This is a genomic window from Nocardia sp. NPDC003269, assembly GCF_042888005.1.
Classification (GTDB): domain Bacteria; phylum Actinomycetota; class Actinomycetes; order Mycobacteriales; family Mycobacteriaceae; genus Nocardia.
The window spans coordinates 1281061-1299439 of record NZ_JBIAPA010000003.1 but is presented as its reverse complement, the minus strand read 5'-3'; the positions used below and the strand labels follow the sequence as shown (position 1 = coordinate 1299439).

The window sequence follows — 18379 nt, the reverse complement described above, 5'->3', positions numbered from 1 at the left end:
TCACTTGCCGGGGTCAGAGGGAGGGGAGGGCGTCGGCGCGGAAATCGCGGTCGAGTTCGCCGAGGGGCGTGGCAGGCGCGTCGTCGTGCAGCCATTCGCGCAGAATCGCGTGCCAGTCGGCGCGGGCGCGCAGGTGCCCGGCCGTGGCCATGACGAGCAGCATCATCCGGAGGATGACGGCCTGTTCGGCCGGCAGCGACTGGTGCCGGGTGAGCTCGAAATACTGCGAACCCGGGCTGATCGTGGCGACGAGTGCGGCGTTGATCGCGTCCGGCGCGAGCTCGTTCGGGCCCGCCTCGGCCGCCCACCAGAACAGGTCGCGGATGTAGGCGTGGGTGACCTCCGGGCTGACCAGCCCGGGGTCGGTGATCATGCCGGCGCGCTGCATCTCGGCGAAGATCTGCTCGGGTGAGTCGGTCAGGATGGCGCGCAGCAGCGCCCGCTGGGTGTCGGTGGCGCTGCGATCGAGGTGCTTGTAGAGACCGAAGTCGAGGAAGGCCACCGTGCCGTCGGCGCCGACGAGGAAGTTGCCCGGGTGCGGGTCGGGGGAGAACTGGCGGTGGACCAGCAGACCGCCGAAGTAGAACCGGAAGATGGTCTCGGCCACCCGATGTCGTTGCTCGGCGGGCCATGCGCAGACCTGCTCGAAGCGGCTGCCTTCGAAGAACTCGGTGACCAGCACCCGCTGCCCGGAGTGCTCGGCGATCACCTCGGGGACCGTGATGAACGGGTGACCCCGATAGATGCGGGCGACCGCACGCTGGTTCTGCGCCTCGAGGGTGTAGTCGAGCTCGTCTTCCAGACGCTCGCGAATCTCCTGCGACAGCGCCGACCAGTCGGTGTTGGGCGCGACGATCCGGCCCGCCCGCAGCACCATCGTCAGGTTGCGCAGGTCGGCGCGAATCGCCTTGTCGATGCCGGGGTACTGCACCTTCACCGCGACAGCCCGCCCGTCCTTCAGCCGGGCCCGGTACACCTGCCCGATCGACGCGGCGGCGAGTGGTTGTTCGTCGAACTCGGCGAACACCTCGGTGAGCCGCGCGCCCACCTCGGCTTCGATCACCGCCCGCATCTCGGCGAACGGCACCGTCGGCGCCGAGTGCAGCAGCTTGGCCATCGCCTTCTGCATGTCCTCGCGCACTTCCTCGGGGAAGATGCCCATGTCGACGACGGCCAGCATCTGACCGATCTTCATCGCGGCACCACGCATCGTGCCCAAGCCGGTCACGATCGCCCTGGCCGCTTCGGCCTGGCGCTTCTCGAGCCGGGCGGCGCGGTACTGGTCACCGCGCCCGGCGGTGGCGATCCGGGTGCCGACCTGGCGGGCGGCCTGGCCCGCGACGACCCGGCCCAGCATGGCGGTCCGGGCCGCGCGTGACGTCGGTAGTCGTTTTTCCTCAGGCAACGCGATACTCCTGCGAGGTGGGGGCGTGCGGGCATCGTGTACCGCACGCCGGCCGGAATTCGTAGTGATCAGGACCGATGGCGGCGTTCGGCCGTGCGGCGCGCGCCCTGCACCATCGTGGTGGTCATCCGCTGCAGGATCGCCCGCACCAGTCCGCCGGGAACCGGCAGCGACGGAACGGATTCCATGGTGTAGCGGACCTTGGTGCCGCGCGGATCCTCCTGGAACTCGATGGTCCCCACGTGCGACCGGACGGGCAGGCCGGAGACGACGCGGTACACCATCCGCTCACCGGGAACGAGCTCGATGATCTGCTCGCGGATACCGAGTGGGCCCAGCCGCAGGAGATGGACGGCGCCGACCCCTTGACGCTCGCGGGTGCCCGGCTGGTCCAGCGTGACGCGCAGCGGCAGGTACTCGCCGCTGCGCTCACGGTCGGCGAACACCTCGAAGACGAGCGCGCGCGGTGCCTCGACAACGGCCTCGACGGTGTTACTCGGCATCGTCGTTCCCCCGACGGAAAGCGACGAAGCTGCGGACCAGGAAGACCACCTGCGCGAGCACGGCCACGATGCCGAACGGGCGGGTGCGCTTGCGCAGGAACAGGATTCCCATCGCGGTCTCGGTGACGCCGAATCCGATCGTCCACCGGCGCAGCGGCTCGGGGAAGGCGATCGCCGTCATCCGGTCCCACCGGCTGGGAAAGATCAGGTGAGAGATCCCGATGACGGTGAGATACCAGCCGAAATAGCGCAGGGGCGACCGGTCCGCCGGTGACGCGTCGGGGGAGGTCAGTGGGTCTGGGGCTGCCGTAGCCATACGAGTCCTGTCCGTAGGGAGACCGGCGCGGTTCTGCGTCGGCCGGGCAAGTGTACATAGATGTAGGTACTAAAGTGTAGTCTCAGTTTCACGGTCGGCGGCAGCACGTTTCGCCGACCCGGACATGTGCCTCGACGACCGAAGGAATCCCGTGACCGATACCCGGATCCCGTTGCTCACCGCGCTCTGTGGCGCAGGCGCCGATCGTGCCGCGCAGGTCACCGTGGGGGACCGGTGTCTGTCGCGCGCCGAGCTGTCCGACGCGGCCCGGGCCGTCGCCGGGGCCGTCGCCGGCGCCGAGCGCGCCGCGTTCACCGCCACCGCCGACCTGGACACCGTGATCACGGTGGTCGGCTGCCTGCTGGCCGGCGTCACCGCGGTGCCGGTGCCCGCCGACGCGGGGCCGCGCGAACGACGGCACATTCTCGACGACGCCGCACCCGATCTGTGGCTGGGCGAACGGCCCGAGGACGTCGACGTGCCCGGAGCCCGCCCGGACGGCCGGGCCGGATCGACGACCGATCTCCCGGAGCCGGATCCCGCGAGCACGGCCCTGATCCTCTACACGTCAGGGACGACGGGGTCGCCGAAAGGCGTCCCGATCACCCGGGCCGCGATAGCCGCCTGCATCGACGGCCTCGCGCAGGCGTGGGAATGGACCGCCGAGGACACCCTGGTACACGGCCTGCCGCTGTTCCATGTGCACGGTCTGGTGCTGGGTGTGCTCGGCGCCCTGCGGATCGGGTCGCCGCTGGTACACACCGTGCGGCCCACCCCGGAGGCCTACGCGGCGGCCGGGGGGACGCTGTACTTCGGGGTGCCGACCGTCTGGTCCCGACTGTGCGAACAGCCGGCGTCGGCTCGCGCGCTCGCGACCGCGCGGCTGCTGGTCTCGGGCAGCGCCCCGCTGCCGACCTCGGTGCACGACCGCCTCACCGGCTTCACCGGATCGGCGCCCGTGGAGCGCTACGGCATGACCGAAACACTGATCACCGTGAGCACCCGATTCCGGGGCGAACGCAGGCCGGGGTGGGTGGGACTCCCGCTGCCCGGTGTCGGCGCTCGCCTGGTCGACAGCGCGGGTGCGGCTGTCGCCGCGGACGGGGTCACCCTCGGTGCGCTCGAGATCGCCGCCGACACCGTGTTCGGCGGCTACCTGCACCGGCCCGAGGCCACCGCCGCGTCGTTCACCGCGGACGGCTGGTTCCGCACCGGTGACATCGCGGTCGTCGACGATGCCGGCTTCCTGCGGATCGTCGGCCGCGAATCGGTGGACCTGATCAAATCCGGAGGCTATCGGATCGGCGCGCAGGAGGTGGAGCAGGCCCTGCTCGACTTCCCCGGGATCCGTGAGGCCGCGGTGGTGGGCAGTCCCGATGCCGATCTGGGGCAGTGCGTGGTCGCCTTCGTCGTCGGCTCGGTGCCGGACCGGCGTGCCGTGATCGACCATGTCGCACGCACGTTGTCGGTGCACAAGCGTCCGCGCCGGATCCATGTCGTCGACGAACTGCCGCGCAACGCGATGGGCAAGGTGGAGAAGAAGCGGTTGATCGAATAGTGGTGGCATGTGCTGCCCGCCCTGTTCGCTAGGTCGGTTGGAGCTGCCGGAAAGCGCGGGGGCCCATGCCTTTCCAGCGGCGGAAGGCTTGCGAGAAGCTCGACACCTCGAGATAGCCGAGGCGGTGGGCGATCTCGGCGACCGGCAGGCCGTGCGAGACCAGGAGCTCTTCGGCCAGCCGTTCGCGGATCTCGTCGAGCAGGGCGCGGTAGGACGTGCCCTCCTGCGCGAGATGATGCCGCAGCGTGCGTTCGCTCATGTTCAGCGTGGCCGCGATCGCGGCGGCATCCGGGAGGTCGGTGAGGTTGTCGAGCAGCGCGTCGCGGACCTGGCCGGAGATCCCGGTGCGCGCCCGCCGCCGGTCGAGCAGGTCGCGGCAGTGCTGGAGCGCGATCGCCGCGGTCTGCTCGTTCGCCTGGGGCAGCGGCTCGTCGGCGAGGCCGCCGTCGAACGCGATGATGTTCTCCGCGGCGTCGAATTCGGGTCGCAGACCGAAGATGTCCTCGTAGACCGGGAGCACCTCGGCCGGGGGCGCCGGGAACGCGAGGCTCACCCTGGCCAGGGTGGTCGGGGCCGCCAGCAGATCGCGGTGCAGGGTCTGGATGCCGGCCAGGTCGCGTTCGATGGTGAAACGCTGCAGGTGCGGCGGAATCCCGAGCGGTTCGAGGACCAGCTGGAGTTCGGTGTCGGTCTCCCTGGTGCTGGTCTCGCTGAGGGAGAAACTCAGCTCGGCGAACTGGAAGCCGACCCGGATCGCCGACCGCAGGGTGGGGCTGCTGATGAGCGCGAAGCCCCACAATCCGTACGAGGTGAGCCGGAAGCGCCGTCCCGCCGTGATCCCGAGCCCGGGCGGGCTGCCGAGTTCCCGGACGATGTTCGACACCACGGCCAGTTCCTCGGCGGCCCGCACCTCACCGGCCGGGTCGGCGAGCTGGGTCTCGCTGATCCCGCTGTCGCGCAGGCAGGCGTCCACCGAGAGGCCGTGCTCCTGACCGAGCCGCGTCATGAGCAACGCGCCCATCGGCGAACGTGCGATGTTCCAGTGAACCACGGAGCTCCCCAGCGAGTCGGGCGGATTTCGTCCGATTCTAGTAACTCCGTGGTTGCGGACACCGGCATCGCTACTGCGTGTACTTGGTGACGAACTCGGCGATCGCGTCCTCCATCTGCTGGAGGCCGGGCTCCTCGATCGGGTAGTGCCCCGCGTTGTCGAGGATCACGGTGCTGACCGGGACCTTCGTGATCGGCGACAGCACCGGGTGGCTCAGGTGCAACGGCGACCAGCGGTCCTCGGCGGGCTGGGTGAGCAGCACCGGGGCGGCGTCGAAATCCGCGGGCTCCACGGCGGGCGCGTAGCTGCCGTAGCTGGCCAGGAACTTGGCCGACACGGTGTTGCCCGCCGACGTCTTGTCCTTGAGCATCACCCGCAGCGCGGCCTTGTCGTTGACCAGTGCCGACATCTTCGACGCCAGGCTCATGGGGTACTTGAGCCCGGCGGCGGGCGTCTTGGCGATCGCCTGCATGGCGGGCACGCCGAGCCGGGAGGTCACGATGTCGTGTGCCGTCTCGTCGCGGACCTGCTGCACCCGCTGGTCGAGGAAGGTCATGCCGACGATCCCGCGCAGCGTGCCCTTCGGGGCCTTGGCCGCCACGTGGTAGGTGAGCATGCCGCCCGCGCTCAGCCCGTAGAGCACGATCGGGCGGTCGTCGCGGGACTGCTCGAAGGCGAGGAAGTCCACGACCAGATCGACCCAGTCGTCGTAGGAGGGGATCGTGCCGGGGGCGACGCGGGTCAGGCCGTAGCCGAGGTTGTCGAGCGCGACCGTTTCGAAGCCGCGCCGGGCCAGCGGCGCGCCCAGGATCATGCTCATCTGGCGGCCGTTGGTGCCGACGCCGTGGTGCAGTACGACCTTCGCGTTCGCGTTCGGATTGCGGTAGCGATCCAGGTGGACGGTGTTACCCCGCCACTCCCACAGATCCTCTTCCGGCGCGCTGTCGTCGTCGAGATGCAGGCGCTGGGGGAGGAACTGCTGGAGTTCGCGCCAGGCTTGCTGGTCGCGGTAGAACTGGGGCTTGGCCGAGCTGGTCATGGATGTGTCCTCTCGTTGAAATCCCTCCACTACCGGGGGAAATCCGGGTCGGTTCCGCTGGTCCGGCGGGAAGGTGATGACAACGACTTTATGGATTGCGGAGTATTCGCCACAGGTGGTGAGCGGCGGATGAGTTACTAGTTTCGGCAGGGTGGTCAGGCATCGGTCGGCACCTGGACCGCCAGCGCCCGCAGCGGCGTGGGATCCACGCCGGCACCCAGGGCCAGGAACTCCAGCTCGGCCAGCAGCATCGCGACCTCGCCGGGGGCCGCGCCGGAGTGGGAACTCAAGGACCGCTTGGCCATCGGTGACCAGAACACCGTCCACAGCAGCCCGGTCAGCGCGGCGGCGGGCAGCCGGTCGAGGAACCGCATGTTTCCCGGGGTCAGCCCGACTCCGGTGGCCCGGATCGCCGCGAAGGCCGTCCGCATCGCGGCGGCCAGGGCCCGGGCATCCGACCAGCGCAGCCGGGGGCCGAACCGGCCCGGCGGCGGGACGTAGCCCATGGCCATGATCGGGGCCATGTAGGCGGCGTGGGTCTTGAGCCAGGCGTCGATATCGGCGTCGACGGTGGTGGGAATTCCGGCGCCGCCGAACGCTTCTCGCACCGCGGTGAGCGTGGGTGTCTCCCGGCCGTCGAGCGTGCCGATCGTGGTGATCTGGACGAAGCGCAGTGCCGCGGGGACCACGGCGTACTCCAGGACCTGGTCCTGGAGGTCGGCCAGTACCGCGGGGAAACCCCACAGCAGCCGGTCCGCACCGAGGTCACCGGCCCACTGATCGGCGCCCGAGGCGCAGTTGAACATGAGCATGATGGCGCGGGAGTCGTTGGCGGCCAACGTCGGCACGAGCGCGTCGATGTGCGGGCGCTGCACCGCGACGAGCACCAGGTCGTAGGTGTGCCGCAGCGCGGGCTCCAGCCCGACCCGCACCGTGTCGACGCGGCCGGTGAGCCGGGATCGGGTGACGAGACCGTGCTCGCGCAGGTAGGCGCGCCTGGCTTCGTTGCGCACGATCATCGTGACATCGTGGCCCGCGCCGGCGAGCTTGGCGGCGAACAGGCTGCCGATGGATCCGGCCCCGAGGACGGCGATGGACAGGGGAGCGTTCATAGGGAGAGCCTTCCGATTCGAGAAGCGCCGGCCTGGACGAACCACAGGTGGCCGTCCGGTCCGGTGACGATGCCGTCGGGTACCGTCGCGAAGCCGACGTCGTGTACCTCGGTGATGTGTCCGTCGGTCGACACCGTGCCGATGCGACCACCGGTGTATTCGGTGAACCACAACTTGCCGTCGGGGCCCGTCGTGATGTTGACCGGCGCCGAGCCGGGAGACAGCCCCGCGCCGAATTCGTCGACGGTGCCGTCCGGGGTGATCCGGCCGATGCGCCCGCCGAAAGTCTCGGTGAACCAGATGTTTCCGTCCGGCCCGGCGGTGATGCTCACCGATCCGGCGAACGGCGTGATCCCCTCGGTGAAGACGGTGACCTGCCCCTGCGGCGTGATCCGCCCGATGCCGCCGAAGCGCTGGGTGAACCACAGGTTCCCGTCGGACCCGGTGACGATGTCGGTCGGGGCGGCCAGTGGGTCCGGGCCCGCGTCGAATTCGGTGACCACACCCTCGGGGGTGATCCGCCCGATCTTGTTCGTCGCGGATTCGGTGAACCACAGATTGCCGTCGGGCCCGGCGGTGATGCCGAAAACACTGCTGTTCGGGGTGATCCCGTGGGAGAACTCGGTGATCACGCCCGCGGGCGTGATCCGCCCGACCCGGCCACCGAACCATTCGGTGAACCAGATGTTGCCGTCGGGACCCGCGGTGATCCGGTCGGGGCCGCTCAGCGGCGTCATCCCGGTACGGAATTCGGTGATCTCGCCCTCTGGGGTGATGCGCCCGATCGCGTTACCGGTGAGTTCGGTGAACCAGAGATTGCGGTCGGCGCCGACGGTGATCGTCGCGGGCGAGGACAACGGAGCGAGGGGGTACAGCACCAGGCCCGAATCCTGTTGCGCGTGCGCGACAGTGGTTCCGGACTGGAGCAGGGCCGCCGTGGTGGCGACGGCGACGGCGAGCGCCGCGAGCGGGCGCGTCAGCGACAGCGCGCGCCGGGATGGCTGAACAGGTGGCATCGTCGGCTCCATGTTCTCGGTGGTGTGGTCACAGGCCGACGAGTTCGGCGCTGCGCTGCCAGATCTGCTGGTGCAGACGGTGATCGGCGAGGGCGGCGACCGGCGGCAGCAGCCGCAGGCCGGGGGTGGAGGTGAAGAACTGCCCGGTCACGCCGTCGAGGTCCGGATCGAGGACGAGCCGGAGCCCGGCCGCGGCACCGGCGGCCGGGCGGCGCAGGATCCGGGCTCGCGCCCCGGTCGACCAGACCCGGCTGATCCGCGAGCTGTCGCGGACCAGCCCGGTGGACACCGCGCCGGGGCAGAAGCAGTTGGCTGTCACCCGGGTGCCGTGCAGGCGACGGGCGAGTTCCTTGGTGAACAGGATGTTGAGCAGTTTGGACTCGCCGTAGACGAGTTGCCCACCGGCGAGGCCGTATTCGCGCGGCTGCCCCAGGGTGGCCGGGTCGGGGCGATGGGCGTGCCGGTGTGCCTCGGAGGCGGTGTGCACGATCCGCGCCGACGGCGCGGCCGTGAGCAGCTCGAGGATTTCGTTGGTCAGCAGGAACGGCGCCAGATGGTTGGTCGCGATCATGCGGTCGTAACCGTCGACGGTGGGTGCTTCGCTGCGGAACAGGGTGATCCCGGCGTTGTTGATCAGGACGTCGATGTGTTCCAGTCGGCGCTGCAACCGGACCGAGGCCGCGCGGACCGAGTTCAGATCGGCCAGGTCCGCCTCGACGATGTCGACGTGCGCGGCGCCGAGCCCGAGCAGTTCGTCGGCGGTGTCCTGCGCCTTGTGCGGGTTGCGGGCCACGAGCGTCAGGCGGGCGTGGCGGCCGGCCAGGTCACGTGCGATTTCCTTGCCGATGCCGTTGGTGGCGCCGGTGATCACGATCTCCGCGTTGTCGACAGCGCGGGTGCTGGATGCGGGCATGGTTTCCTTCTTCGCGGATCGGGGGGAGTGGCACATCATTTGAGGGGCAGGGCGCCGTCCATGCCGCCGACGTCGGTGATCTTCCAGTCGGCGTTGCTGTCGATCGTCACGGTGTAGGTGACGGTCATCAGGCCGCCCTCGGGTGTCTGGCTACTGGTGGAGTTCACGCTCACGAACGCGTTGACCCGGTAGACACCGGCGTTCTCGTCGGCGACCTTGGCCGTGATCGGCTTCGCCGAGGACGTCCATTTCAGCGGGACGAGGATCTGTTCGAGCTTCGGCGCGGTCGCGTCGAACTTGGTGGCCAGCTGCGGCGCGGTATTGGCTTTGAGCCGTCCGACCCAGGCGGTGAAGTCGCCGTTGTCGATGGTCGACGCGCCGACGGCGTAGTCCATCGCCACCTGTTCGGCGCGCTGGGTGTTCGCGGCGGCGGTGCGCTGGTCGGCACTGTCGGAGCGCGCGGTCAGCCACAGGGTGGTGGTGACACACAGCGCGGCCGTGAGCACGGCGAAAGCCGCACCGCGGACCACGGTGGCGACCGGAACCGACACGGTGCGCCCAGATGATGTCGAGATGTCCTCTGCGACAATCTCTTCGGTGTTCTCGATCGTGCTCGGCATGGTTTCTCCGTGGTCAGTTGACATGGATCCGCAGCCGGAGGGCGTCGTCTCCGACACCTTCCAGGGCGGCGCTGATGAGGGCGCTCAGGTCGACCCCGGGACCCTGCGCGACGGTGTGCTCGACGAGCGGGCGCAGGGCGGGCAGCAGGGTCTCGACTTCCGGTCCGGCGGTGTCCACCCACGCCGTCAGCCGGGTGAGGAACGGCACGAGACCGTTGTCGTCGAGATACATCTGGGGGCCGCTGCCACTGCGGAACAGCCGCCCCAGTGCCTGGGCGATCTCGTCGACGCGGGCGCTGAACTCCACGAACGGCGGCGCGGCGGCCGGTGCGGCGGCGGCGACCCAGCCGACGTCGCCCGCGATGGTCTGACCGTGGGTGAACGCGGTGGCGAGCTGGGGCATACGCGTGGTCAGTGCGGCGGCGAGGAGTTCGGTCGAGCGGGCCAGATCGGCCATCTCCGCCTCGTTTCCGTCGAGCGCGGTGTCGAAGGTGTCCACGATCTCGCCCATCGTGGCCGGGTCGAGTTGCCCGAGCACCTGGGTCATCAATCGCGAGATCTCCGGGATCGAGCGGGGTGCGGCGATCCGGTCCGCCGCCACCGTCTGCCCGTCGGCCAGGTACGGCCCGGCATTGGTCCGGGGAGCGAAGTTCACATAGGGCTCGCCGAGGGCGGACAGGTTCTCGATCCGTACGTCGCTGTCGAGCGGAACGCGATAGCTGTCGACGATCCGGAATCCGATCTCGACGCCGGAGCCGGCTGCGGTGACCGCGGTGATGTCACCGACCTCCACCCCGCTGAGCAGGACCGGTGACCCGACCGCGAGACTGCCGGAATCGGGCAGCCGCATGGTCGCGGTGACGTAGTCGGTGAGCGGGCGGACCCCGACCACGCCGAAGGTCAGATAGCCGGAGCCGGCGATCAGGATGGTGGCGATGCCGCCCAGTGAAACCAGGGATCCGATTTTCATCGCACCATTCCGATCATGCGCAGTGTCTCGACGATGCGGTCGACCTGGTCCTCGGTGGTGACCGGGTCGTCGAGTCCCACGCGCACGACATCGACCTTCGGGCCGTGCTCGGCGAACGGAATGACCTTGTCCCGCAGCAGCGATACCAGGGCATTGAGGTTCGACGGCGCGTCCAGATCGAGTGGCCGGGCGGTGAACGCCAGCGGCACCAGTGCCCGCGCCGCGGCGTCACCCGCGCTGACCAAGGGGGCGAGCCAGACCAGCGCGTGGGCGACGGGGCCGAGCGCGCCGATCACGCCGATCGCGCCGACGAACGAGGTGATCGCCGCCGTCACCTGGGCGACGGCGGGCGGGGTGAGCAGCTCACCGAACGGTTCGTCGCGCCGGTGGACGACGGCGGCGTCGGTGGCCAGCCCGTTCAGGAACACGTCGACCTGGTCGAGATTCGCGGCCAGGTCACGGATATCGGCGCCGATCACGCCGGAGATGCGGGCGGTGTCGCGCGGATCGTCGGGCAGGACGGCATTGAGCCGATTCACCATGTCCTGCAGCTTGTTCACCGCCCCGCCCTGGACGAAGGTGGCCATCCCGGCCATCGCGTCCTCGATCGGCACCGCGGGGCGGGTCCGGGCGAGCGGGATGGTGCCGCCGTCGGCGAGCAGCGCACCGAATCCGTCGGGCGGGGTGCGCAGGGCGACGTGGATGTCGCCCAGGACGGTGTTCTGCCGCAGTTCGGCGGCGGTGCTCGTGGGCAGCGGGACCGATTGCTGGATCTCGGCATTCACCCGGACGTGCCCGGGCCTGCCCGGCGCGGGATCGACCAGCGTCGTCGCGGTGACCGTGCCCACCTGGATTCCGTTGGCCACCACCTTCGCTCGCCGGGGCAGGTTCAGCGCGTCGGTGAACTCGATATCGATCGAATAGGTCGGACCTGGCACCCCCGTGCCGGGGACCGGGACGGCGGCCGGATCGAATCCGCAGCCCGCGGTGGTCAGTACGGCGGTCAGCACCACCGTCAGCGGGGCCCATCGAAGTGATCGTGCAGTGTGCGTCATCGCGCGCCCGCCATTCCCAGTACGAGGTGAACCAGTTGGACCTGTGCGAGGCCGTCGCCCGCGCCGGTGCAGCGCTGTGGCGCGACCGCGTTGACCGCGGCACAGAGCTGTTCGGCCGCGCCGTGCGGAATCGCCACCGCCGGTGGGGCATACACCAGCCCGGTCCGGCCGGTGCCCGGCGCGACGGCGGTGACGAAAGCCGAGGTGATCACCGGCGTCCGGGTGACGATGTCGGACAGCGAGCCCACCCGTGCGCTGAGAAAGCGCAGCAGCGGGATCGAGGAGTCCAGCACATCGAGGATCGGATCGCCGAACAGCGTGGTGATGTCGTTGAGCATCGGCAACAGCCGCTGGAAGCCGTCGATGATGATGACGGTCTCGGTGAACAATTCGTTGTTGACCTGATCGAGCACCGGCCCCATCCGCTGCAGCATCGACTTGATGTCGCCCCAGTGCGTCGCGATCGCCTCCGACAGCGAGGCCAGCGCGTCCACGAGTCCGGCCAGATGGCCGATCGCGGCGTCGGGCGAATGCAGGGCGGAGCCGAGTCTGCGCACGATCTCGTTCAGTTGCGGTCCCGTCCCGGCTGTCGCGTCGTTCAGGGCGCCGATCGCGCGAGCCAGGTCGTCGGACTGCTCGTCGCCGGCGATCTCGGCCGACAGGTCGGCCATCGCGTCGAGGGTCTCGGTGATGCTCTTGGGCGTCAGGGTCTTGGTCAGGCACTGCGACCGGTCCCATTTCTCGGCGGTCCGGCCCGCGCTGAGCAGCGCCAGATCCCGGTCCGCGACAACGGTATCGGTGAGGGTGGTGGCCGCGGCGTCGGCGAGCAGGGGATGCTCGGCGTCGACGGCGAAGTCCACCCGGACTCGGGTGCCCTGTGGCTGGACGCTCGTCACGGTGCCCACCGCGATGCCGCGCATGGTCACGTGATTGCCCGGATACAGGCCGATGCTGTCGGGCATGAGCGCGCAATAGGACTCGGTCGGGCGCAGCGCGTCGAAGGAGACCACGTAGCCGCCCGTCGCCGCGACACAGAGCACGCCGACTCCCAGCGCCGACATGAATCCGCGCGAGCCGAGGATGCGATGCGTGACCGTCCCCATCAGCACGTCCTTCCCGGCACCGGGACACAGACGTTCGGCAGCAGCGCCGGATCCAGCGGCGGTCCCGGCACGGCGGTGCCCGCTCGATCGACACCGAGGCGGCCGTCGGGCAGCACCAGCTGCTGGAACTTCCGCAGCAGTTCCTGGACCGAGGTGACCAGGGGATCGAGGCGGTCGCCGAGGTCACGCAGCTGTCCGGCCGCGAGCGACAACTGGGTCGCCATCGGTTTCAGGGTCGACTCCCAGGCCGGTTGCAGACCACCGAGCCGGTTGACCACCCGGTCGAGCGATTCGACGGCCTCGCGCAGTTCCGAGCGGTGATCCACGAGCAAGGTCTCCAACAGGTTGATCTTGTCGATCAGGCGGCGCAGCTCGCCGCGCGCGCTGTCGACGGCGGTGAGGTATTCGTCGGCCAGCGCCACGGCTTTGGACACGTCGGTGCGCTGCCGGTCGAGGACGTCGACGAAGCTCGTGACGCCGTCGAGCAGTCGGCGCACGCCGTCGGGGCTCTGTTCCAGCGAGTCGGCGAGTGCGGAGACATTGGCCCGCAACGTCTTTCCATCAACCGCCTGAAGGGGGCGGGTGGCGTCCTGGAACACCTGCATGAGGCTGTAGGGCAGCCGGACCCGGTCCATGGGGATCGGCTGATCGCCGAGCGGGACGGTGCCCGCCGGAACGACCGCGACGTAGTGCCCGCCGACCACCGTGAGCATCCGGATATCCAGGGACGTGCGGTCGCCGAGGAAGACGTCGGAGCGCACCGTGAACCGCATGACGACCCGGTCGGGCCGCAGGTCGAGCGAACGCACCTCGCCGACCGGGATACCGGCGACGCGGACATCGTCACCGACGGCGACCGACTGCGCCTCGGACAGTTCCGCGACATAGGTCCGCTCGCCGAACGGGATCGAGTGCACGACCGCGGCGGCGACCAGCGCCACGGCGAAGGCGAGCACGGCCACGATCCCGTACCGCAGCTCCCGCTGCTGTTCCGATCCGGCCGTCCGTCGGCGCCGGTGCCGCAGTGCGCGCAGTAGTGGTTTCACCGGCTGCACACCTGCACCGGCTGTCCGTCGAGCAGCACCCGCAGGACCGGCGGCACGTCGGCGTCGCCCTTGCTGCACAGCGCGCCCGGCCCGGCGGCATTGGGGACCGCCGCCGAGAGCGCGGCCAGGGCGGCGGGCAGCCTGCCGAGGGTGTCGACGGCTTCCTGCGGATCGGGGAACGCCCGGCGCACGATCTCGTTCACATCCGGGTTGTCACCGACCGTCAGTCCGGCGGTGGCCAGGAGACTGTCGAGCGGATAGAGCACCGGGGGCGCGGTCAACGCGAAGTCGAGCAGCCCGTTCATGTTGACCTGCAACGAGTCGTAGACATCGGCGAGATTGCGGAACATGCTGACCAAGCCCTGGGAGCGGCCACCGAGCCGATCCGAGATCGCGGCCAGATTGCCGACGAGCGTGGAGATCACCTGCTGACGGTTCGTGACGTAGGAGCCGAGCGCGCCGACGGCGTCCAGCGCCGAGCCGAGGCCCGACTCGTCGCCCTCGATCACCGCGACCATGCTCTCGGCGAACTTGTTGAACGCCTCGGGGGAGAGGGTGGCGAGCACCGGCTGGAGCCCGTTGAACAGTTCGGTGACATCGAAGGACGGGACCGTGTGCGTCGTCCCGACGACCGTCCCCGGCGCCAGCCGGGCACCGGGCTGAGCCGGCTGCTGGATGTCGACGTACCGCTGGCCGGTCATGTTCTGGTAGCGGATGGCGAGCACGCTGTTGTCGAAGATCGCCGCGTCGGCGCGCACCGCCAGCGCGACCGACGCCTGCGCACCGGCCAGGCCGACCTCGCGGACCTTGCCGACCGCCACGCCGCGCATCCGGATGTCGTCGCCGGCCTTCAAGCCGTTGGCATCGGTGAACATCGCACGGTAGGACCGTGTTTCGCCGTCGATGGGGCGCTGGATGGCGGTGATCACCACCACCAGCACACCCGCCATCGCGGCGGCGAAGAGGATCAGGCGCGTCAGTGGCCCGCCGACCGGTTTCATCGCACTCCTCCCAGCAGCGGCACGGCGACGCCCGGCACGCCGCGGAGTTCGATGTCGAGGTTCAGCACGGGACCGGCCGGGGTGTCCGGCATCGCGGCGCGCAGTCCGCGCAGCAGCTCGGCCAGTTCGGCACCGGAGCGCTGCGGCGTGGGCACCATCTGCGCCAACACGGTCAGCAGTGGCGCCAGCATGTCGGTGAGCTCGGCGAAGGTCGAGGCGTGGAAGAAGGTGGAGGTGAGGGTGGGAAACAGCTTGTTGATCACCAGATCCAGGCCCGTGTCGATCCGCTCCCGGTCGGTGCGCAGGTCCTCGATCCGGTAGATCCGATCGATGGCGCTGACCGTCGCGTCGACCAGATCCGCGGTGGGGCCGAGCGCGCCGCCCAGCTCGCCGAGGAACTCCGACGGTCGCATGCGCTGGTGATCGGCGACGGTGCGGGCCAGCAGCACCATCGATTGCAGAAACGGGGTGAACGCGTTGAGATCGGTGGCCAGGCGGTCGATCAGGTGCGACAGCTGTGGCGTCAGCACCGCCGTGGAGACCCCCGACATGCCGCGCAGCAGACTGCCCATCGTGGCGTCGTAGACGTCGGCGGCGCGGGCGCCGGTCAGGTGGATTTCGCTGCCCGTCCGCAACGGCGGCCCGCCGGGTCCGCGGCGCACCGCGATCTCGCTGATCCCGAACAGGTTCGCCGGCGCGTAGTCCAGGCGCAGGCTCTCGTCGAGGCCGAAGGTCCGGGAATCGGTGAGGCGCACGGTGATGCGCTGCGTCCCGGCGCCCGCGGGCGCGATCTCGTCGACCCGGCCGATGGCGATGCCGTCGAGCGAGACCCGGCTGCCGACGGCGATTCCGTCGCCGATCTGCTCGGTGACCAGCGCCACCCGGATTCCCTTCTCGGGCACGGCAGTACGCACGATGGTCGTGGTCAACCCGACGACGGCGGCGGTGACCGCGGCACCGAGCCCGATCAGCACCGACGTCCGGCGACCGGTCGACACACCTGGCATTCCGTAGTGCGGCATCGGCGTCACCCGGTGAATTCGACGGCGGAGGAGACACCCCAGAGCAACAGGGTGAGCACCATGTCGAGGGCGATGATGACGACGAAGCTCGCGCGCACCGCGCGGCCGGACGCCGTCCCGACACCTTCGGGCCCGCCGGTGGCGAAGAACCCGAAGTAACTGTGGATGAGAATCACCGAAACTCCGAAGACGAGGACCTTCGTCACGGCGGCGAGAATGTCCCAGCCGCTGACGAATTGGAAGAAGTAGTGGTCGTACACACCGGTCGCCTGCCCGTGTAGCAGGGTGACGGTGGCCGCGCAGGCGAGATAGCTCAGCACCAGCGCGATGAGGAACGTCGGGACGATCGCGACCGCGCCCGCGATCACCCGGGTGGTGACGACGAACGGGATGGACGGCAGCCCGAGTGATTCGAGGGCGTCGATCTCCTCGGAGATCCGCATGGCCCCGATCTCCGCGGTCATCCGGCAGCCCGCCTGGGCGGCGAAGCCGATGGCGGCGGCGATCGGCGCCAGTTCCCTCGTGTTGGCGAAGGCCGAGATCACCCCGGTCACCGGACCGAGCCCGATCATGTCCAGGGTGGCGGTCGACTCGATGCCCACCGAGGCGCCCATGGCCACGCCGAGCACGATCATCATCGGCACGGTGCCGCCACCGACGATGATCGAGCCGCGACCCCAGGTCATATTGTTGATCGTGCGCATCGTCTCGGCGCGGTAGCGGCGCAGCGTGAGTGGCACCGCGGCGAGCACGTGCCAGACGAAAGCCAGTGCGAAGCCGGTGTTTTCGAGCGGTCGGACGACGCCGAGGCGCGCGCGCCGGGCGATCCTGAGCGGCAGGGGCCGATAGGTCGAGGACATCTCAGGCCACCCGGGTCGGCAGGAACATCGTCACCAGCTGCGTGACGAGCACATTGACCAGGATCAGCGTCACCACCGAGAGCACCACCGCCGCGTTGACGCCGTCGGCGACTCCGCGCGGCCCGCCCTTGGCCTCGAGGCCGCGCTGACAGGAGATGATCACCACCAGGAACCCGAACAGCACCGCTTTGCCGAGCGAGACCCAGACATCGGTGACGACGGTGAAGGATCCGAAGGTGGACCAGTAGCTGCCCGGCGTCACGTTCTGCGCGCCCGTGGCGATCAGGTAGCCGGCCGTCACGCCGACGAAGATGATCAGCACGTTGAGCAGCGGCGCGACGACGATCATGGCGGCAGCCCTCGGCACCAGCAGCCGCGCGACCGGGTCGATGCCCATCGTGCGCAGGGCGTCGATCTCCTCGCGGATCGTCCGCGCCCCGAGGTCGGCCGCGATGGCAGCCGCGCCCGCGCCACCGAGCAGCAGGCCGGTGGCCAGCGGTGCGCCCTGGCGGATCACGCCGAGCCCACCGGCGGCGCCGACCAGCGCGTCGGCCCCGAGATTGTGGATGAGATTGCCGACCTGGACCGAGACGATGACCCCGAACGGAATGGCCATCAGGATCGCGGGCAACGCGGTGACGCCCACCAGATACCACGCCTGATGCACGGTCTCGCGCCACTGGAACCGCAGGCGGACGAGATCGCCGGCGCCGACCCGGATCGTGTCGGCCCCGGTGATCACCGCGCGCCCGAGGGTGGCGATCGAGGCGACGATCGTCGTCGCGAAGTTCTGCCGCACGACCTGGTAGGACGAGGGTTCGCTCGCCGAGCGTTCCTGTTCGGTCTCGATCGCGTTCACGCGGAAAACTCCTGTCGGGATTCGACATCGATGTCATTCGGGGCCCGAGCCCGCCATGAGGCTACACCTAAGTACCTACACTTATGTCCACAATGTGTGTGCCGGATCGGCAAAGTATCCGGAACGATGTTATGCGGTACCTGTGGTGTCAGTTTTGAGCACGCGGCAGCGCCGTGTCAAGGGGTGTGGGCGAAGGGGTGAAGTGTCAGGCCGTGGGGGCGGCGAGTGGCGCGTCGAAGTCGACGACGGTGCCCGCCGCGGTCGCGGCGGCCGTGATCATCGCGCGCACGACCGGCTCCACCAGGGCGACGAAATCGTCGGCGGTCCCCATCGGCTCCTCGGCGGTGGACCACCGTTCGGCCGCGTTCTCCACCGCGCCGGTGATCATCGCGGAGTAGAGCGAGGCATCGAAACGGCCGTCCGTGCCGGGGGATTCGATCAGCAGGCCGATCAGTGCGGTGACCGCCGTCCGGATCGCGTACCAGCTCTCGATCGAGCGGACCGCGTTGGCTTCCTCGCCGCGGAACAGGAACCGGGCCACATTGGGGTGTTCGACGATCAGCTGGGCGTACCCGGCGAGGGCGGCGTGGATCAAGGCGCCCGGTGTCGGGTCGGGGCGATCGCGGACGACGGTGAGTCCGTCGACGATGTCCCGTCGCGCCCGGTCCGCGATCGCGGTGGCCAGGTCGGACTTGTCGGTGAAGAACCGGTACAGCGTCGGCGTCGGCACGCCGGCTCGCGCGGTGATGGCCCGGACCGTGGCCTGTGGTCCGTCGGCTTCGATCGCCTCGATCGCGGCGTCGACCAGCTTCGCGCGCATGGCAACGCGGTGCGCGGCCCAGCGTTCGGTCCGGCCGTCGCCCACAGTCCACACCTCCGCGCGCGGTAGTCACACCCTGGTCGTTCGCCGGTTTCCGTCCGGGCAGCGAT

At 69.6% G+C, this 18379-nt stretch carries 19 protein-coding genes; 1 reads left to right on the top strand and 18 read right to left on the bottom strand.

Annotation, left to right across the window (positions count from 1 at the left end; translation table 11 throughout):
• Window positions 1-13: 13 nt before the first annotated feature.
• From ACFYWJ_RS25990 to ACFYWJ_RS25980, 3 genes are all read right to left on the bottom strand, one after another.
• Window positions 14-1405: an AarF/ABC1/UbiB kinase family protein gene (locus ACFYWJ_RS25990; protein WP_355279360.1), complete on the bottom strand. Its 1392-nt coding sequence runs from the start codon at window positions 1403-1405 to the stop codon at window positions 14-16.
• Between the two features lie 68 nt (window positions 1406-1473).
• Entirely contained in the window at window positions 1474-1908 is a 435-nt protein-coding gene (locus ACFYWJ_RS25985) for an SRPBCC family protein (RefSeq protein WP_355279359.1), read from the bottom strand.
• On the bottom strand, window positions 1898-2224 hold the full coding sequence (locus ACFYWJ_RS25980) for a hypothetical protein (RefSeq protein ID WP_355279356.1): 327 nt from the start codon (window positions 2222-2224) through the stop codon (window positions 1898-1900). The genes ACFYWJ_RS25985 and ACFYWJ_RS25980 overlap by 11 nt, the downstream gene beginning before the upstream one ends.
• Window positions 2225-2375: 151 nt before the next feature.
• On the opposite strand from ACFYWJ_RS25980, the gene ACFYWJ_RS25975 reads away from it, so the two are divergent.
• Complete coding sequence (locus ACFYWJ_RS25975; RefSeq protein ID WP_355279354.1) at window positions 2376-3782, top strand: acyl-CoA synthetase; 1407 nt, start codon at window positions 2376-2378, stop codon at window positions 3780-3782.
• Window positions 3783-3810: 28 nt separating this feature from the next.
• On the opposite strand, the gene ACFYWJ_RS25970 is transcribed toward ACFYWJ_RS25975, so the two are convergent.
• The 15 genes from ACFYWJ_RS25970 to ACFYWJ_RS25900 all read right to left on the bottom strand — a co-directional run bounded on the left by ACFYWJ_RS25970 (window position 3811) and on the right by ACFYWJ_RS25900 (window position 18314).
• On the bottom strand, window positions 3811-4803 hold the full coding sequence (locus tag ACFYWJ_RS25970; RefSeq protein ID WP_355279352.1) for an AraC family transcriptional regulator: 993 nt from the start codon (window positions 4801-4803) through the stop codon (window positions 3811-3813).
• A gap of 100 nt (window positions 4804-4903) precedes the next feature.
• Complete coding sequence (locus tag ACFYWJ_RS25965) at window positions 4904-5872, bottom strand: alpha/beta fold hydrolase (protein ID WP_355279349.1); 969 nt, start codon at window positions 5870-5872, stop codon at window positions 4904-4906.
• A gap of 155 nt (window positions 5873-6027) precedes the next feature.
• Window positions 6028-6984 (bottom strand): 2-dehydropantoate 2-reductase N-terminal domain-containing protein, encoded by a 957-nt coding sequence (locus ACFYWJ_RS25960; protein ID WP_355279348.1) that lies wholly within the window; start codon window positions 6982-6984, stop codon window positions 6028-6030.
• Entirely contained in the window at window positions 6981-8000 is a 1020-nt protein-coding gene (locus ACFYWJ_RS25955; protein ID WP_355279346.1) for a virginiamycin B lyase, read from the bottom strand. The genes ACFYWJ_RS25960 and ACFYWJ_RS25955 overlap by 4 nt, the downstream gene beginning before the upstream one ends.
• A 28-nt stretch (window positions 8001-8028) precedes the next feature.
• Entirely contained in the window at window positions 8029-8913 is an 885-nt protein-coding gene (locus ACFYWJ_RS25950; RefSeq protein ID WP_355279343.1) for an SDR family NAD(P)-dependent oxidoreductase, read from the bottom strand.
• A gap of 35 nt (window positions 8914-8948) precedes the next feature.
• On the bottom strand, window positions 8949-9533 hold the full coding sequence (locus ACFYWJ_RS25945; protein ID WP_355279341.1) for a hypothetical protein: 585 nt from the start codon (window positions 9531-9533) through the stop codon (window positions 8949-8951).
• A 13-nt stretch (window positions 9534-9546) separates the two neighbouring features.
• A complete protein-coding gene (locus ACFYWJ_RS25940; RefSeq protein WP_355279340.1) occupies window positions 9547-10503 on the bottom strand; it encodes an MlaD family protein in 957 nt (318 codons plus the stop codon).
• Window positions 10500-11558, bottom strand: coding sequence for an MlaD family protein (locus tag ACFYWJ_RS25935; protein WP_355279337.1), 1059 nt, complete (start codon window positions 11556-11558; stop codon window positions 10500-10502). Before ACFYWJ_RS25935 ends, ACFYWJ_RS25940 begins: the two co-directional genes overlap by 4 nt.
• On the bottom strand, window positions 11555-12661 hold the full coding sequence (locus tag ACFYWJ_RS25930) for an MlaD family protein (RefSeq protein WP_355279334.1): 1107 nt from the start codon (window positions 12659-12661) through the stop codon (window positions 11555-11557). The genes ACFYWJ_RS25935 and ACFYWJ_RS25930 overlap by 4 nt, the downstream gene beginning before the upstream one ends.
• Window positions 12661-13707: an MlaD family protein gene (locus ACFYWJ_RS25925; RefSeq protein ID WP_355279332.1), complete on the bottom strand. Its 1047-nt coding sequence runs from the start codon at window positions 13705-13707 to the stop codon at window positions 12661-12663. The genes ACFYWJ_RS25930 and ACFYWJ_RS25925 overlap by 1 nt, the downstream gene beginning before the upstream one ends.
• Window positions 13704-14708 (bottom strand): MlaD family protein, encoded by a 1005-nt coding sequence (locus ACFYWJ_RS25920; protein WP_355279329.1) that lies wholly within the window; start codon window positions 14706-14708, stop codon window positions 13704-13706. Before ACFYWJ_RS25920 ends, ACFYWJ_RS25925 begins: the two co-directional genes overlap by 4 nt.
• Window positions 14705-15715 carry a mammalian cell entry protein gene (locus ACFYWJ_RS25915; RefSeq protein ID WP_355279776.1) on the bottom strand — a complete coding sequence of 337 codons (1011 nt, stop codon included), beginning with the start codon at window positions 15713-15715 and terminating at the stop codon, window positions 14705-14707. The genes ACFYWJ_RS25920 and ACFYWJ_RS25915 overlap by 4 nt, the downstream gene beginning before the upstream one ends.
• 20 nt (window positions 15716-15735) lie before the next feature.
• Window positions 15736-16590: an ABC transporter permease gene (locus ACFYWJ_RS25910; RefSeq protein ID WP_355279327.1), complete on the bottom strand. Its 855-nt coding sequence runs from the start codon at window positions 16588-16590 to the stop codon at window positions 15736-15738.
• 1 nt (window position 16591) lies between these two features.
• Window positions 16592-17449, bottom strand: a complete 858-nt coding sequence (locus ACFYWJ_RS25905; RefSeq protein ID WP_355279325.1) for an ABC transporter permease — start codon at window positions 17447-17449, stop codon at window positions 16592-16594.
• 205 nt (window positions 17450-17654) lie between these two features.
• Entirely contained in the window at window positions 17655-18314 is a 660-nt protein-coding gene (locus ACFYWJ_RS25900; RefSeq protein ID WP_355279322.1) for a TetR/AcrR family transcriptional regulator, read from the bottom strand.
• Between the last annotated feature and the right edge of the window lie 65 nt (window positions 18315-18379).

Excerpts from the sequence above, each read along its gene's own strand:
- ACFYWJ_RS25985 (WP_355279359.1), bottom strand. The coding sequence starts at position 1,908 with ATGCCGAGTAACACCGTCGAGGCCGTTGTCGAGGCACCGCGCGCGCTC.
- ACFYWJ_RS25980 (WP_355279356.1), bottom strand. The coding sequence starts at position 2,224 with ATGGCTACGGCAGCCCCAGACCCACTGACCTCCCCCGACGCGTCACCG.
- ACFYWJ_RS25970 (WP_355279352.1), bottom strand. The coding sequence starts at position 4,803 with ATGGGCGCGTTGCTCATGACGCGGCTCGGTCAGGAGCACGGCCTCTCG.
- ACFYWJ_RS25965 (WP_355279349.1), bottom strand. The coding sequence starts at position 5,872 with ATGACCAGCTCGGCCAAGCCCCAGTTCTACCGCGACCAGCAAGCCTGG.
- ACFYWJ_RS25960 (WP_355279348.1), bottom strand. The coding sequence starts at position 6,984 with ATGAACGCTCCCCTGTCCATCGCCGTCCTCGGGGCCGGATCCATCGGC.
- ACFYWJ_RS25955 (WP_355279346.1), bottom strand. The coding sequence starts at position 8,000 with ATGCCACCTGTTCAGCCATCCCGGCGCGCGCTGTCGCTGACGCGCCCG.
- ACFYWJ_RS25950 (WP_355279343.1), bottom strand. The coding sequence starts at position 8,913 with ATGCCCGCATCCAGCACCCGCGCTGTCGACAACGCGGAGATCGTGATC.
- ACFYWJ_RS25945 (WP_355279341.1), bottom strand. The coding sequence starts at position 9,533 with ATGCCGAGCACGATCGAGAACACCGAAGAGATTGTCGCAGAGGACATC.
- ACFYWJ_RS25940 (WP_355279340.1), bottom strand. The coding sequence starts at position 10,503 with ATGAAAATCGGATCCCTGGTTTCACTGGGCGGCATCGCCACCATCCTG.
- ACFYWJ_RS25935 (WP_355279337.1), bottom strand. The coding sequence starts at position 11,558 with ATGACGCACACTGCACGATCACTTCGATGGGCCCCGCTGACGGTGGTG.
- ACFYWJ_RS25930 (WP_355279334.1), bottom strand. The coding sequence starts at position 12,661 with ATGGGGACGGTCACGCATCGCATCCTCGGCTCGCGCGGATTCATGTCG.
- ACFYWJ_RS25920 (WP_355279329.1), bottom strand. The coding sequence starts at position 14,708 with ATGAAACCGGTCGGCGGGCCACTGACGCGCCTGATCCTCTTCGCCGCC.
- ACFYWJ_RS25915 (WP_355279776.1), bottom strand. The coding sequence starts at position 15,715 with ATGCCAGGTGTGTCGACCGGTCGCCGGACGTCGGTGCTGATCGGGCTC.
- ACFYWJ_RS25910 (WP_355279327.1), bottom strand. The coding sequence starts at position 16,590 with ATGTCCTCGACCTATCGGCCCCTGCCGCTCAGGATCGCCCGGCGCGCG.